The sequence below is a fragment of the Microcoleus sp. CAWBG640 genome (assembly GCF_020883015.1).
Taxonomy (GTDB): Bacteria; Cyanobacteriota; Cyanobacteriia; order Cyanobacteriales; family Microcoleaceae; genus Microcoleus; species Microcoleus anatoxicus.
On record NZ_JAHRFC010000020.1, the window covers coordinates 68,240 to 81,957 of the forward strand.

Sequence of the window (13,718 nt, forward strand, 5' to 3'; positions counted from 1 at the left end):
AGATTGCACTATTGGCTGAATCAAGCCAATATATAAAAGTATCGCAGCTTTGCAAAAGTTTACGAAGGCAGTATCGAATGTCTTTTGAGTTTTTATCGTTAGAGACTATTCAGAAATTTGCTCACGATTACGGCTACTGGGCAATATTTCTGGGAATTTTACTGGAAAATCTGGGAATTCCTCTCCCTGGGGAGACGATTACGATTGCTGGTGGCTTTTTAGCCGGCAGTGGGGAACTGAATTACTGGTTTGTGCTCGCAAGTGCGATCGCGGGTGCTACATTGGGGGGAAATTTTGGTTATGCGATCGGCAGATACGGCGGCTGGCCACTGTTGCTGAAGCTAGGAAAAATCTTTCGTTTTCGAGAAGAACAACTGTTTGACTTGAAAGAAAAGTTTAGCGAAAATGCAGCTAAGGCTGTTTTTTTAGGCAGGTTCATTGCACTGCTGAGAATTTTTGCCAGCCCCCTAGCAGGAATAGCCGAAATGCCTTTTTGGAAATTTTCGCTGTTCAACATTCTCGGTGCCGCCAGTTGGGCCTCTGTAATGGTAAGTTTATCCTACTTTTTAGGACAAGTTGTGTCTTTAGAGAAATTGGTAGCTTGGGCTGCTCAATTTGCGGTAGTGGCTTTACTGTTAGCAGTGGCTTGGATTGCAATTCCTATTTGGTTGGAGTCGAGGAATTTGGATAAGACTAAGTAGGCTGGGAATCCGTTCCGCAAAAAATTAATATTCTTGTGGAACGGGAATCTATTTGGTTGTGGAACTGGCAGTTATTTATCTATTTTTCAAGCTTAGGCTATCTTAGACAAGACGCAGTAATACCAATTTAATGGGTCGTTGCACAGATCTCGATCCCCCTCGCATCCCCCGATCAAAGGGGGACGAAAGAGCAGAATCTTGTCCCCCCCTTTTTAAGGGGGGCTAGGGGGGATCGAATTCTATGCAGCCTCATAAAAAATTGGTATAAATCGGCAATTAGAGGCGTAGCGATCGCCGGCACTGTCATGGTATCTCCACCTAATCCAAATCAATCGGATTCATCGATGAAACAGTCTCTAGATGCTGGTTTGGCTGCTTTGAAACAACAGGATTACGATCGGGCGATCGCCCTTTTAGAATCTGTTGCTGAATCCGCCACCAATCAGCCACTGGGTACGCGGGCCGAAATGGGGTTGGTGATGGCCTATAAAGCGACTGGTAATCTTCAAAAATCCATCGCCCTGTGCACTTCCCTCACCAAACATCCCCATACTCAAGTCAAAACTTGGGCCGATCGCACTTTAACCGCATTGAGCGATCGTCACCCCCCAAAACCACCGGAAAATCCACAAAAAATTCCGGCTACTCCCCCAAAAACTGGCTTCGTCCCCTTTGATGTTGGCAATTCCCCACCGAAAATATCGCCCACAGGCGATCGACCATCAACCGACCAAAAAACAGATTTGGTGGGTTTTGAGCAGACTAGCAGGCAAAAAAACGTTAAATCGCCACAGATTCCGCCAGTACCTGCACCCCCCAAACCACCTCTGGTCAAGACTTCAGAACCAGAAACATCCACCACCACCGCCACCGATTCAGATGCTCCCACAGATGTCCCCGGAGTCGTAACTCCAGATGCTTACGAACTGATTTGGCGCAATTCGGGGCGTGCTGCTTCCGGGTGGCGCAAGCTCAAACTGCTGAAATTGGCGCGTTTTCGGGTGGAGACACTCGCCTGTACGATCGCACTATTTTTGATGGTGCGATTCATCCTGGAATTCCTGCTCACCAATGTTAATGCTCTGTTGGTTCAGTTATACATATTTACTAAACTGCCGGTGTTTGCGCCGATTCAGATTTTTTATCGCGATCCGACTGCTTTTGTGCAATTTATGTTCGGATTGCTACTAGCTTCGTCTCCCTGGTTGATAGATGCAGTGTTGAAACTGATTTGTGGGATGGAACCTCTGGGGGGGGTAACTTTATTGAAGTCCAGCAAAGAAGCTAATCGGGTAGTGCGAAATTTTTGTAAACAGCAGAATATGCCGGCGCCGGTGCTCCAATTGTTACCAATTGATGTACCAGTAGCTTTCAGTTATGGCTGTTTGCCGAGATTTGCTCGGATTGCTGTGAGTCAGGGACTTTTGGACCAATTGACGGAGGATGAAATAGCGACTATTTTGGCGCGGGAATTGGCGCACATCGCTCACTGGGATTTTGCGCCGATGTCTTTGGCGGTTTTGGTAATTCAGACTCCTTACCTGATTTATGGGCTGGTGGTGCACTGGGAGGAGCGGTTATCTGGTTTAATTTCGATCGAGTTTTTTCGTTCTGTTGTCAAAGTTTTGGCGGCTGGGATTTCTGCTGGAAGTTACGGGATTTATAAGTTGCTGAGATGGCCGATGTTGTGGGTGTCGCGCCGTCGAGTATATTTTAGCGATCGCACCGCGGCAGAAATTACGGGGAATCCCAATGGTTTGACGCGGGCTGTGGCTAAAATTGCGATCGGGATGGCGAAAAATATTGAGCAGCAGCAGCAAACTAGCTTTTTCCTCGAAGGTTTCGAGCTGCTATTTCCTGTGGGGTTGGGACAAGCTGTAACTATTGGTTCGGCTGGATTACACGCGCCTCTGGAACAGATTTTGCTGTGGGATGTCAGCAATCCTTGTCGCAATTGGTTGACGGTTAACAGCACGCATCCTTTAATGGGTGAGCGTTTAAAGTTGTTGGCTCTTTATGCTCTATTCTGGCAACTTGAAACTGAGTTGGATTTGGCGAATCTCGGAACTTTGGAGTCTACTAAGGGCAAATTCCAGGTTTCCGATCTATTTAATTCAAAATTTTGGCCGCGCCATCCACCGCCCCTAGTTTTACAAGGTGCGCCTTTTTTGGGAATTCCCATGAGTTTGGCGATTGTGGGGGTGCTGTGGCTGGTTGGGGGGATTTTGTCTAGGACGAGTATCTGGTGGCTGGATTGGCTTTGGGGCGATCGATCGATTCTGTGGGGTTGTTTGCCGATCGGCTTTTGTCTTGGTACTTTGATGCGGATTAATGATTTTTTCCCTGATATTGTGCCCAGAGCAGTCACTGCACCGAGTTTACCTCAAATTTTGTCAAATTCGGATAGTTTGCCCTTGGATGCTCAACCAGTGGGGTTGCAGGGGAAACTTTTGGGGCGATCGGGTATGGCTAATTGGCTGGGACAGGATTTGATTTTGCAGACGGGGACTGGGTTGGTGAGGTTACACTATGTTTCGAGGTTTGGTCCGATCGGCTCTTTGTGGCCACAACCTACTCGCCCTGGTGATTTGGTAGGACAATCGGTGGTGGCGACTGGTTGGCTGCGAAGGGGAGCTACTGTGGCGATCGATCTCGAAACCCTCCGCAGTCAAGGTGGCAGAGTTAGCCACAGCGGACATCCTATATGGTCGGCGATTTTAGCCTTTGCGGCTGCTGTTTGGGGAGCATATATCATTTTTCAGGGAGAAATGTATCGATAGGGGGCATCCCATCTGGTCGGCAATTTTAGCCTTTGCTGCTGCTGTTTGGGGAGCATAGATAATTTGCACAATATTTATACCACTTTTAAAAAATAATGCAACAGTAGTCTTGTCCCTCCCCTTTATAAGGGGGGGTTAGGGGGGGTCAAAGATTGTTGCACGATTTTAGAGAAATGGTATTAGATGGGGGATGGTTCGATTTGTGATTGGCGATTGGCCGCAGAATCCTTCTTCCCTCTTCCTTCCCCCCAAGGGGGGGGGCTGGGGGGGGGGTTCTTCTTCGTAAAGAAAAGTTGCTTTTTTACCGACATCCTGTTACATTTAGTTACATAAATTTGATTGGCCGACCGATCGCAATCACTTCAGTGACTAAAGCCGCAAAGGTATTGCGTAAAAGTTGTCAACCTCCCAACACAGCAAATTGGGCCAGCCGCTTGTCGGCTGTTTTTTTCTACAGCCACTTTCGCTGTGGGAGATGAATTCACAAAAGTGATTCAGAGATGGTTTCGGTTAAATTGATCGTGAATCTTCCTAAATAACTAGCTCTGTTGCCAAGGCTGTGATACCTTTAAATGATGGTCAGAAACTCCCCAACCCGATTCAAGGGAGATTGGGGTAAATAGTCCTCAGCATTAGGAGCGAGGTAAAATTACTGGCTGAAAAAATGTTAGGGATTTTACCCATCACCGTATTAAACTGAATACTGGCATTCCGATCGCTTACAATTGACATCCTGGGAAATAAATTTCTACACGCCGCTGGCTATAAACATTCTGAATCAAAACCGGAAGCAAATAATACAGAATAGCCAAAAGCCTCAACATTTGAGTGATGACTAAAAGTTTACAGAACAACCTTAGATTTAAGATCTCTCTGCATAGGCTGCCAAGTTGCGGCTTCAGGAGAGTAGATTATCTTTTTCTAAAAGGTGGCGGGAGCTGTCAAGGTTGGTCGGAAGAACGCGCAGATTTTGCGGTAAAGTCGTCTTTCTCTGCGGTCAATATTCAGTTGACTTCGGGTAATGCTGTTCGATCAAACTAATTAGAATCCAAGTCTGGAGGAATTTTTCATGTCTATTCGTCTATATGTTGGCAATCTACCGAAAGAACTCGATCGCCAAGAACTGCAAGATGTTTTTGCACCAGAGGGTGAATCTGTAACCACAAAGGTAATTACAGACCGTAAAACTGGTAAATGCAGAGGATTCGGTTTTGTAACGGTGTTGACTGATGAACAAGCAGACCAAGTTATTGAAAAATACAATGGCTTGATGTTCAAGGAAAACCCGCTGAAAATAGAGAAGGCGCTGCCACGCTCTAAGGGTAAATCGGACAAGGGTGATGAAGATCAACAGCAGTCACCCCAATCGCCACAGTTAGCCTCGGCACCTTCCCAGGGTCAGCCACAGCAACAGCGGCGCGATGCTTCCCCTAGCACTGGTGGCGGAGGTTCTGGTAAAAGCAGTCGCCGTCGGGATAACAACAAGTCTCGTCGCAATCCAGCAACCACAACTTCATCTAGCGCTGACTCCGGTTCCGTGCAGCCAGATCCACGCTGGGCAAGCGCTCTGGAAGAACTCAAGCAAAGGTTGCAGGAAGCTCAGACTACTAACTAGGAGACTATGTTATCTGAGATGGTGGCTGATTGCTGCTGTCGATCAAGTTTGGTTGACTAGAAAAATCTGGAAGTGCGATCGAGAACTGGTTTTTTTTAGCCAGTGCTCGATCGTACAATTGTGTAGAAGAAAGAACCCGAAAAAATCTTCTTCAACGGAGTTTATCCTGACCTTAAATCGAACGACTGCGTTTATCCCCTCGCCAAGTCGAACGGTAGCCCAAGAACCTTTCAGTCCGCGTAGTCGAAGGGCACGAGCTCAATCAAGAAGAAGGAACAGGCAAACAGTAGGCTACCGATGCCCGATTCCTTCAGGATAGTTGCCCTTGGAGGTCCGATCGTCTTGGGGCCGATATCAGGCATCCCCATGCCCTATACTTTATAAAGGTTCCGCAAATTCGATAGTCTCAATAAAGTCTAAAATTTTGTCCATAATTACCTCTACTTCAGACTCCAGAGAATCCTCTTCATCCGCTTCCTGATAAACTATCTGAGAACTGATCGTGTAACAAACACCCTCAGCGATAAAAGACAAAAATCCTCGATAGGCATTCAACCGAGTCCTAGAACCCAAGTTTTTCTGGACACTGATAGTTGCACCACCAGGTATATCAACAACCGCAAAATACGCTTCTTCATTTTCTAAAGATTCGGCGTGCAGTAACTTGGACTGAGGAAAAGTACCAAGAATTGCGCCATCAATAAAATTGTTGAGAAACGAACTAAGATAAGCTGCTTCTCCAACAGACTCGATGAATTCTGCCACTTCACCAGCAATCGGGAAATAATCAATTTTCAGCAAAACGCCAAAGTCATCAGAAAAAGTAACACTGCCTTCTTGCTCATCAATTTTACCGCCCTGTTGGGGGTCAACTGGAATAGGGACAGTAAAATTGCCTTCTGGAGACTCGTACAATGCCGCATCAAAATCAGAAACTTCCTCATCAGATTCTGAATAAGCAACAATTACCTCCTCGATAATTTCTTGAGCTTCCTCATCTTCCAAACCTAATGCTTGCTGGAACTCCTGCAAAAAATGCTGGTATTTGTCCGAGACTTCGCCATCTACGACAAACATAGCTACGGTGACAGCAAAAGCATCTAAGACTAATTCATCTGGAATGGACTCCCAAGCGGTATTAAATAATGCTCCCACACCATCTTGGGTAGAAATGCCCGCCAGTTTTTTGAGCATGGCTGACATATCATCTTCGGAATATTCAGCAAAGATTTCCGATTCCCAAAGTACGCTTTCTAAGATATCTGCATCAGTGTCAGGAGAATTGGTCAAAGCTGCGACAAATGCTACTGCTGCTAAAGATTCCTCGGAACTCAAACTTACTTCGGACGTATCTTCGGAATTGAATATTTGATCGAACTGGCCCACGGGTTTTGCTCCAATAGAGTTGAGTTTTGCCATTTATAGCAAATTTATTCTTCAGCCGTGAGATGTAATCATGATTTCTCCGTAGCTGGTAGAGCACCCACTTAACATTTTATACTTTGCTGTAGAGTTCTGATTGGTTTTTTCGGAAAAATTGGTTAGTCAGCTATCGCAGGGATTCTGGAGCGTTTCCGGCAAGCACGCGAGAGTCAATGCGGTCGCCGAGATATGCCATCTCTATTTGAACAATAAGAGATATGATATAATTAAAGCAAACGGATCTAGGAAAAATATCTATGGTTTCCGCGATCGATACAGGTGTCCTAAGCTTTGAGGCATTCATTGCTAACTATCTAGATGAAGTCTGCTACGAATTAATCGATGGAGAATTAATCCATTTGGAGTAGTTACGGTTTATCAGTTAATTGAAGGAGTTTATCAAAGAGAACAATTTCGAGGAAGCGAGCCTATAATTTCGCCAACATTTCCCAATTTAAATTTGCGGGCAGAACAGGTATTTGCTGCCGGTGAGTAATTGAGTACCGCGAAAAGCAAAACAGCCGTAATTTACCGTCAATGGTGTCGATCGCGAAATCCAAATTTTGCCGATCGCTGGTTTCAAAGATCGATCGACGCAATATAATTAAAACAAACGAGTAAACGAATATTAGGAAAAAAAATACTTACCCATGAAAATTACAGAACTCAAGACAGCAGTAAAGCAACTTCCACAGAATGAACTTGCAGAGTTTGTCGAATGGTTTGAAGAGTTCCAAGAATCTCTTTGGGATCTGCAAATTGAAGAGGATTTGAAAGCAGGCAAATTTAACCCCTTGATTCGACAAGCAGAACAAGCATTTAGTGAAGGAAAGTGTAGGGAAATTTGAAGCATTTTATATGGAACCTGGTCAGTCACAATCGCCCCAAATAATTACGATTTACAAAGCACCTCAAAAACGCAAAGGTCAGAAATTACTTAAAGAGGGATTTCAACCAGTCGATTTTCCCTACAATCCTCCTTATGTCGATGGAAACTCCTATTTTGCAGGCCCCCACGATCGAAGTATTGCAGAAGAGTATAATCAAAGCTACAAAGAAGGGATACTGGAGGTTTCAATTGATAAGTCAATTTATGAGCAGTATTTCAAGTCGCTGGAATATCGCTATGATGAGAAAGACGGTTACGAGCGAATTGAGGTAATTGTACCTCAACGCTTGTTTGCCATACTCAACCAATTTCCACGAGTCCTCAAAGCACACTGAATATTATGGATAGTCAAAGCTGGGAACAAATTAAGTTAAAGTACAGATTGGGGCAGTTTTTGCTGGGTAAAGTTGAATATCATGCTCCCTTTGGAGTGTTTGTTAATATTGGTGAAGATGGTGTCAAAGGTTTGATTAAGATTCCCGACTTTTTGGATGAGGGAGATATGAGTGAAGAGATGTATCCTGAAATCGGTAGTGCGATCGGTGCAATTATTGTTGGATATAACGAGGCTAATTGTGGTGAAGTGTATCTTAGTGCGAAGCCTAGTGTTTTGCATGAAATTCTTGTGCCGCTGAGAAGTCGTCCGGTGCTGGTTTGAAATAATTTGGTATGCTAATTTTGCCGATCGCCAGTTTCAAAGATCGATCGATGCGATATAATTAAAACAAACGGGTAAATCAATACTATGAGCATTACGCTGACGAAAACCCAAGAGATATTCATTCAGACTAAACTGCAAACTGGTAAATATGGCTCTGCCGAAGAAGTGCTGGAAGTTGCTTTGCGATTGTTAGATGAATACGATCGCGCCGATCGCCAATGGATCGACTCTGTACGAGTTAAGATAGATGCTGCTGTTGCCATGTCCGAACATACTCCACCGATTGATGGCGAAACGTTTATTGCAGGGATTTGCGATCGTTTCCGGCAAGCGCGCGAGAGTAAACAAGGCTATACTAATTGAAATGCTTGTATTATAGTTGCATTCAATTGCTGCATTTGCTGACTTCCTAACTCGCCCAATCGTCTCACGATTAATCTCTGTTCAAGAGTGACAATTCGAGTCACTCTAACTTTAGAAGATACTCTTAATCCCGTGCTATAAAATTCTGGATCGGAAGCATTTAAAGCAAATTCATCTAAACTTAGGCTAGTGACATTTTGCGAAGAAATGAAGCAGATCGTAATTTCATCTATGGTTGAACTTGCCCACAGCACTAAAGCCGGACGTAACTTTTTCTGACTCAAATCAGTAAATGGAAATTCAGCTAAAACAATATCTCCTTTTTTTAGCTTCACTAAATTGGCTCTCCATCTTCAAGGGTATAAATATCAGGTTCATCATCCAGAAATTGAAATGCTCCCCCGCTTTGGGCTAACTGGGTTATTTCCACAATAGAAGGATAGGGGATGTTACTAAATAGTTTTGCTTTGATTAGCAATTGCTCTTCTTCAGAAAGTGTCTGGATGATTTGTACTAAGGATTCAATGAGTTTTGTGTTCATAGCTGAAAATATCTGGGGATATTTTATTTTAGTTCAACAAGGCAACCTTCGATGATTATAACAAAAACACTAAGAGCGTGAAGCGAAGCTATCCCGTAGGGAATCGCCCGATAGAACAAAACTGCAAACTGGAAAATATCGATCGGCCGAAGGCGATTGTTGTCATTCTTGTTCTTCATCGATAGAATCAGATTCATTCGCCTCTTTATTCTCACTATTTGATTCTTCAACTGTGCTGGTATTTTGATGGGTATTTTCCAATAACCCTGCCTGTTTTAACAAATGCCTGAGCAATCCAACTTTTAAAGATTTATTACCGTGAATTGGCACAGAAATTCGGATTGAACTTCCAGCTTTCCCGTAGATGTGATGGCTGCCTTGAACTCTTAATAATATCCAGTCATTACGTTCTAACAGCTTGGCTAACTCTTTGCCAGACATGGAGTTCATATCGCAATCTCCATAATTTTGTCTCGCTCATTTGTCTCGAAGGACTCAATATCTACACTAAGGCAACCTTCGATTGCTTCATAGAGATTTTGCAGAAGTTCCTCGAACGTTTCTCCCTCAGTTGCACAGCCAGGAATAGCAGGAACTTCTGCCCAGTATCCGCCTTCTTCTGCTTCGTGGATGATAATTTTGATTTTCAATTTATTCTCCTAATTTATTCTCAAAAGTTACCTCTTTATTACTGTACCAGACTTTACTCTTCCAAGTCCACCTGTTTAACCTGCTCTAAAGGTATATCTAGCGCTTCTGCGATTTGCTCGTCGCTTAAGCCAAAATGCCGTAATTTATCTATTGTTTCAATCTTAGTTTGATTTTTGCTTTCCTCCTGCAAGTCGGGAATTTCCGGCTGAGTTTCATCTGGGGTAGGAGTGGAGAGATTAGAACAGTTGTTAATGTAGCTAATATTGCTACTATTTTTAATAGTAGTATTATTACCAAGATTTATATTCTGATGTATATGCCTTTCTATAACGGATTCAAGATTACTTTTCTTAACTTGTTCACCAAACACTTCAGATAACATTTGCAAAAGCTCGTGACTAGCCTTTTTAACGTGCTGGGAGCTATAACCATAAGTTTCTGCAACGTCAGCATATCTTTGACGCTTCAGTATTCCCGAAATAATCCCCCGCTGCAAGTTATTTAGATGTTTGCCTGTCTTGGCCCAGACAGCTCGATCGACAAATTGCAATATCTGAGGACTGTCCATAGGTGGGATGGTGGGATAATTTTAGTTACTATACCAAACTTTTTCCAACTTTTTCCAACTTTTTTTGGCTTCGCGTCGGATTTTGAGGAAGTTCCAACTTTTTCCAACTTTTTTTGCTTTACAGGGTTGGTGCGATCGGTTTAGCATGAATAAATAGAATTTACTGAAAGTATATAACTGCTGTAAAAGCTCCTGATTTATCTGTGCAGAGACAAGTATCTATTTTTTGAGAGGACTATTTAGATATGGATGTATCAATTTTGGTGAGTTTCTTAGCTCCTTTTTTACCTTTTTTGATTAAGGTAGGAGAACAAGCTTCTGAAGAAGCTGGAAAGCAACTTGGGAGTGATGCTTGGGCAAAGGCTAAAAAAATTTGGGAGAAGCTACAACCAAAAGTAGATAATAAACCTATCCAAGAAGCAATTACAGATGTAGCATCCCAACCAGAAGATGCAGATTTTCAGGCTGCACTACGAGTACAACTAAAAAAAATGCTGAATCAAGATACCGATCTCTCGAATGAACTAGATCTATTAATGCAAAGAGACTCATTAGATACAGCCTCCACGACCAAAATCGAGCAAAGAATAACTGGCGATCGCAATAAAACTGTTGGAAAAGTTGATGGAAACGTATCAATGTAGTTGTCATAATGCTAAGTAAAACTTGGTTTTTTTTTAGAAAACTGATGGTTTATGTGAAGAAATTTTTCCTAAAAAAACTTCGGCCTCAGTCAGTAGTTCCAAATTTCGGAAAATCTAGTTCACAACCTCCAGAAAATTTCAACTTAGAACAAGTTAACCAAGACATTACTGGCAATGAAAATACAAGTATTGGAACTGTTATAGGTACTGTCATCATGGACGGTAGCAAAATAGGATTAGGATATCCCCAAATTGAAAAAGTTCTTGGTTCAAATATACCCCGATCTTCGCGTAAAGTATGGGGGCGCGGATCATTGATTGATGAAATTATCAATCAGTTTAAAAGTACAGATAGAAGCAATATTTTCTCTCTCAGCGCCTCTGCGGGTTATGGCAAAACAGAAGTTGCCAGACAAATCGCATTCTCAGCTATTGATAATAATTTGTTTGATGATGTCTTGTGGGTTACAGCACGGGAAGCAGAACTATATGATGGGGTGATGACTTCAGATCGTATAAATCAGCTAAATTGGGATCAATTTATTTATGAACTATCATTACAGTTAGATTGTACAAATGAGTTTAATAAAGTACAAAAATGTATACTGGCGAAATCTTATTTAATTGTTTTAGATAATGCTGAGACATCTGATATGGAAAGCATAATCTCAAAATCTGAGCGAATGTTGGACTCAAGTAAACTTCTATTGACAACTCGTCGTAGGGTTCATCAATACGTCAGAGATATCGAGTGTCCTGGCTTAACAGAGAAGTCATCTTATAAACTATTACAACATGAAGCACGATTAAACAATGTAGATGCTATACGTAATGCAAGCGAACAAGAACTTTACCAGATCTATGAGTTATCATGTGGTGCACCTTTAGCACTCCACTTCGTTGTGAGTCGAGCAGGGGAAGATCGAGAACTTAAAATGGTTTTATCTAGTCTGGACAAAGCAGGTAAAAATGTTGAAACCTTTTATGAATTTACATTAAAAAGTGGATGGGATAGAATCACGGATTGCTCTAAGCAAATTTTGCATTATATGGGTCAACTTGATGCTAGCATATCTTTCAATGAACTTCCAGAAATACTAGGTTTATCAGATTCAGAAGTCAAAGAAACAGAAAATGAATTACGTCGCTGGTTCTTTATTTTACAAGTCAATGATTTAAGTGGAAATACTCGTCGATATGATTTACACCCTTGGATGCGACGGAGCCTTCGCAGTGGGCTAGTAGGTCAGTGGCAAGAATCATTTGAAACTGCTAAAAATATCTTTCGGACAAAATACGGACTTTAGACTAAGTGGGAGAAATATGAAATGGACTATCACCATCCTGACGATAGAAAAAATATAGTTGGGGATCTTCAAAGACTTAGAAATCATATTACTCAGGAAAAGTATGATCGCAATGAGACATTTAATTTTTTAATGATAGCGTGGAATAAGGTAAGTGATCCTCTTTGGTATTTAGGATACTGGGACGATTACTACAAATGTGCTAATCTTGTTCTAGAATGTGCTAAACAAATCAACCAAAATGAGGCTCTTGGTCAGGTCTTAAATGAGATAGGCTGGAATGAAATGGAGAACGGTGAGTTGAAGGAAGCTAAGCAGAGATTCACTCAGGCACTCAAAAAATATAGGGCAACTCCTGACGGCATAGTAGGTCAATGTCGAACACTACGTTACTTAGGTACACTTTACCATCGTCAGAGAAGGTTTGGTTCTGCTCTCAAGTGCTACCGAAAAGCACTTATACTGATGGATGAAAATAAAAAATTGGTTGTAGAAAGTAGACAAATAGCTTCGGAAAGAGCAGAAATTCATAATGTGTTAGGAAATCTTTGTCTTAAGCTATATGATTTTAATAATTGCAAGTCTAAACTTCTTTATTCTTTAGAACAGTATGAGTTGCTTCATAAAAATTTTAATCAAGAGATGGGCGATTTTTATCTTTATTTTCAAGGTGCTCCTTTACTAAATTTGGGTAGATTACATTTTGAAATTTGTGAATTTAAACTGGCAAGGGAATATTATAATAAGTGCCTTTACCTTTGTCGCCAGATTCATCGTCCAGATATGGAAGCAGGAGCATTAATTCGTTTGGCAGAGTTAGCTAAATTAGAGGGGAATCAGTCTGAGGCAATCAATCTAACAAAAATGGCTGAAGAACTTACTAAAGACAAAGCTAGACCTGTACGCGATCATGCACATTACGTAAAAACAAATGATGTAAAAACAACAACAAACAATAATCGCAAGAGTTATCTCACTTTTAAGTTAGATTATATACTCCAAATAATTATCTTTGTTACGGATCTATTAATTTTTGCACCTTTTACGGCTTGGCGTTATGCAAATAATCTCCTCCATCGTCGTCGCAGAACGACTAGCTCCCGTTCGCGATCCACATCCGGCAATTAACACGCTGGAATCCGCAAATATCCTACGCATCAAGACTGTTTCTCCTGCCAAATCGCCTCTCTCTCAGCTTCTAAACCCGCCAATAAATCAGTCAAACCCACATTTTCATTTTCCATAATAGTTGCAATCCGATCGATTAGTTGGGGAGCTTGAGGTTGTTTGGGAGCAAGCACAATCAGATTACCTATTTGGAGTAGCACCAGCATATCTCCCCGATCGACATTGAGGGAATCTTGTAATAACTGGGGAATGGTAATTTCCCCTCCCTGTCCCAGAATAATGGGGAATTGTTGAATCTCTACATCTGGTTCTTGTGAAGTTATTGTCACGACGTTAACCTCAGCCTTTAGTGTTAAGTTTCTAAGACTTTTTATTATAGCAATTTTTGGGCATTTTTTGTCAAACTCCCCTAGAAGTTGCAATTACTACGTTAACCTGCTACCGTTAA

The 13,718-nt window shown here is 42.1% G+C and carries 17 protein-coding genes; 10 read left to right on the top strand and 7 right to left on the bottom strand.

The window, feature by feature from the left end:
• Positions 1-77 precede the first annotated feature (77 nt).
• The 3 genes from AAFP11_RS12810 (at position 78) to AAFP11_RS12820 (ending at position 5,096) form a co-directional block, all read left to right on the top strand.
• Entirely contained in the window at positions 78-701 is a 624-nt protein-coding gene (locus AAFP11_RS12810; RefSeq protein WP_341737416.1) for a DedA family protein, read from the top strand.
• 344 nt (positions 702-1,045) lie between these two features.
• On the top strand, positions 1,046-3,481 hold the full coding sequence (locus AAFP11_RS12815) for a zinc metalloprotease HtpX (RefSeq protein WP_341737417.1): 2,436 nt from the start codon (positions 1,046-1,048) through the stop codon (positions 3,479-3,481).
• A gap of 1,069 nt (positions 3,482-4,550) precedes the next feature.
• Complete coding sequence (locus tag AAFP11_RS12820) at positions 4,551-5,096, top strand: RNA-binding protein (protein ID WP_341737418.1); 546 nt, start codon at positions 4,551-4,553, stop codon at positions 5,094-5,096.
• A 378-nt stretch (positions 5,097-5,474) separates the two neighbouring features.
• Here the strand turns inward: AAFP11_RS12820 and AAFP11_RS12825 are convergent, their stop codons facing one another.
• Positions 5,475-6,515 (bottom strand): tellurite resistance TerB family protein, encoded by a 1,041-nt coding sequence (locus AAFP11_RS12825; RefSeq protein WP_341737419.1) that lies wholly within the window; start codon positions 6,513-6,515, stop codon positions 5,475-5,477.
• A gap of 653 nt (positions 6,516-7,168) precedes the next feature.
• On the opposite strand from AAFP11_RS12825, the gene AAFP11_RS12830 reads away from it, so the two are divergent.
• From AAFP11_RS12830 to AAFP11_RS12845, 4 genes are all read left to right on the top strand, one after another.
• On the top strand, positions 7,169-7,366 hold the full coding sequence (locus tag AAFP11_RS12830) for a hypothetical protein (RefSeq protein ID WP_341737420.1): 198 nt from the start codon (positions 7,169-7,171) through the stop codon (positions 7,364-7,366).
• Positions 7,341-7,742, top strand: a complete 402-nt coding sequence (locus tag AAFP11_RS12835; RefSeq protein ID WP_341737421.1) for a hypothetical protein — start codon at positions 7,341-7,343, stop codon at positions 7,740-7,742. Before AAFP11_RS12830 ends, AAFP11_RS12835 begins: the two co-directional genes overlap by 26 nt.
• 5 nt (positions 7,743-7,747) lie before the next feature.
• Positions 7,748-8,065 (top strand): RNA-binding protein, encoded by a 318-nt coding sequence (locus AAFP11_RS12840; RefSeq protein ID WP_341737422.1) that lies wholly within the window; start codon positions 7,748-7,750, stop codon positions 8,063-8,065.
• Between the two features lie 87 nt (positions 8,066-8,152).
• A complete protein-coding gene (locus AAFP11_RS12845) occupies positions 8,153-8,431 on the top strand; it encodes a type II toxin-antitoxin system ParD family antitoxin (protein WP_341737423.1) in 279 nt (92 codons plus the stop codon).
• Here AAFP11_RS12845 and AAFP11_RS12850 read toward each other — a convergent pair.
• The 5 genes from AAFP11_RS12850 to AAFP11_RS12870 all read right to left on the bottom strand — a co-directional run bounded on the left by AAFP11_RS12850 (position 8,419) and on the right by AAFP11_RS12870 (position 10,191).
• On the bottom strand, positions 8,419-8,766 hold the full coding sequence (locus tag AAFP11_RS12850) for a type II toxin-antitoxin system PemK/MazF family toxin (RefSeq protein ID WP_341737424.1): 348 nt from the start codon (positions 8,764-8,766) through the stop codon (positions 8,419-8,421). The genes AAFP11_RS12845 and AAFP11_RS12850 overlap by 13 nt on opposite strands.
• Positions 8,766-8,972, bottom strand: a complete 207-nt coding sequence (locus tag AAFP11_RS12855; protein WP_341737425.1) for a hypothetical protein — start codon at positions 8,970-8,972, stop codon at positions 8,766-8,768. The genes AAFP11_RS12850 and AAFP11_RS12855 overlap by 1 nt, the downstream gene beginning before the upstream one ends.
• Before the next feature lie 162 nt (positions 8,973-9,134).
• Entirely contained in the window at positions 9,135-9,422 is a 288-nt protein-coding gene (locus AAFP11_RS12860) for a type II toxin-antitoxin system HicA family toxin (RefSeq protein WP_341737426.1), read from the bottom strand.
• A complete protein-coding gene (locus AAFP11_RS12865; RefSeq protein WP_096832264.1) occupies positions 9,419-9,622 on the bottom strand; it encodes a type II toxin-antitoxin system HicB family antitoxin in 204 nt (67 codons plus the stop codon). The genes AAFP11_RS12860 and AAFP11_RS12865 overlap by 4 nt, the downstream gene beginning before the upstream one ends.
• A 53-nt stretch (positions 9,623-9,675) precedes the next feature.
• On the bottom strand, positions 9,676-10,191 hold the full coding sequence (locus AAFP11_RS12870; RefSeq protein ID WP_341737427.1) for a hypothetical protein: 516 nt from the start codon (positions 10,189-10,191) through the stop codon (positions 9,676-9,678).
• A gap of 245 nt (positions 10,192-10,436) precedes the next feature.
• On the opposite strand from AAFP11_RS12870, the gene AAFP11_RS12875 reads away from it, so the two are divergent.
• The 3 genes from AAFP11_RS12875 to AAFP11_RS12885 are packed head-to-tail and all read left to right on the top strand — an operon-like array spanning position 10,437 to position 13,270.
• On the top strand, positions 10,437-10,835 hold the full coding sequence (locus AAFP11_RS12875) for a hypothetical protein (protein ID WP_341737428.1): 399 nt from the start codon (positions 10,437-10,439) through the stop codon (positions 10,833-10,835).
• 8 nt (positions 10,836-10,843) lie between these two features.
• Positions 10,844-12,142, top strand: a complete 1,299-nt coding sequence (locus AAFP11_RS12880) for an NB-ARC domain-containing protein (protein ID WP_341737429.1) — start codon at positions 10,844-10,846, stop codon at positions 12,140-12,142.
• 21 nt (positions 12,143-12,163) lie between these two features.
• A complete protein-coding gene (locus AAFP11_RS12885) occupies positions 12,164-13,270 on the top strand; it encodes a tetratricopeptide repeat protein (protein WP_341737430.1) in 1,107 nt (368 codons plus the stop codon).
• Positions 13,271-13,299: 29 nt separating this feature from the next.
• Here AAFP11_RS12885 and AAFP11_RS12890 read toward each other — a convergent pair whose 3' ends face one another.
• Positions 13,300-13,599, bottom strand: coding sequence for a hypothetical protein (locus tag AAFP11_RS12890; RefSeq protein ID WP_341737431.1), 300 nt, complete (start codon positions 13,597-13,599; stop codon positions 13,300-13,302).
• Positions 13,600-13,718: the final 119 nt, after the last annotated feature.

Excerpts from the sequence above, each read along its gene's own strand:
- AAFP11_RS12860 (WP_341737426.1), bottom strand. The coding sequence starts at position 9,422 with ATGAACTCCATGTCTGGCAAAGAGTTAGCCAAGCTGTTAGAACGTAAT.
- AAFP11_RS12810 (WP_341737416.1), top strand. The coding sequence starts at position 78 with ATGTCTTTTGAGTTTTTATCGTTAGAGACTATTCAGAAATTTGCTCAC.
- AAFP11_RS12855 (WP_341737425.1), bottom strand. The coding sequence starts at position 8,972 with ATGAACACAAAACTCATTGAATCCTTAGTACAAATCATCCAGACACTT.
- AAFP11_RS12830 (WP_341737420.1), top strand. The coding sequence starts at position 7,169 with ATGAAAATTACAGAACTCAAGACAGCAGTAAAGCAACTTCCACAGAAT.
- AAFP11_RS12815 (WP_341737417.1), top strand. The coding sequence starts at position 1,046 with ATGAAACAGTCTCTAGATGCTGGTTTGGCTGCTTTGAAACAACAGGAT.
- AAFP11_RS12875 (WP_341737428.1), top strand. The coding sequence starts at position 10,437 with ATGGATGTATCAATTTTGGTGAGTTTCTTAGCTCCTTTTTTACCTTTT.
- AAFP11_RS12845 (WP_341737423.1), top strand. The coding sequence starts at position 8,153 with ATGAGCATTACGCTGACGAAAACCCAAGAGATATTCATTCAGACTAAA.
- AAFP11_RS12840 (WP_341737422.1), top strand. The coding sequence starts at position 7,748 with ATGGATAGTCAAAGCTGGGAACAAATTAAGTTAAAGTACAGATTGGGG.
- AAFP11_RS12825 (WP_341737419.1), bottom strand. The coding sequence starts at position 6,515 with ATGGCAAAACTCAACTCTATTGGAGCAAAACCCGTGGGCCAGTTCGAT.
- AAFP11_RS12870 (WP_341737427.1), bottom strand. The coding sequence starts at position 10,191 with ATGGACAGTCCTCAGATATTGCAATTTGTCGATCGAGCTGTCTGGGCC.
- AAFP11_RS12880 (WP_341737429.1), top strand. The coding sequence starts at position 10,844 with ATGCTAAGTAAAACTTGGTTTTTTTTTAGAAAACTGATGGTTTATGTG.
- AAFP11_RS12885 (WP_341737430.1), top strand. The coding sequence starts at position 12,164 with ATGGACTATCACCATCCTGACGATAGAAAAAATATAGTTGGGGATCTT.
- AAFP11_RS12820 (WP_341737418.1), top strand. The coding sequence starts at position 4,551 with ATGTCTATTCGTCTATATGTTGGCAATCTACCGAAAGAACTCGATCGC.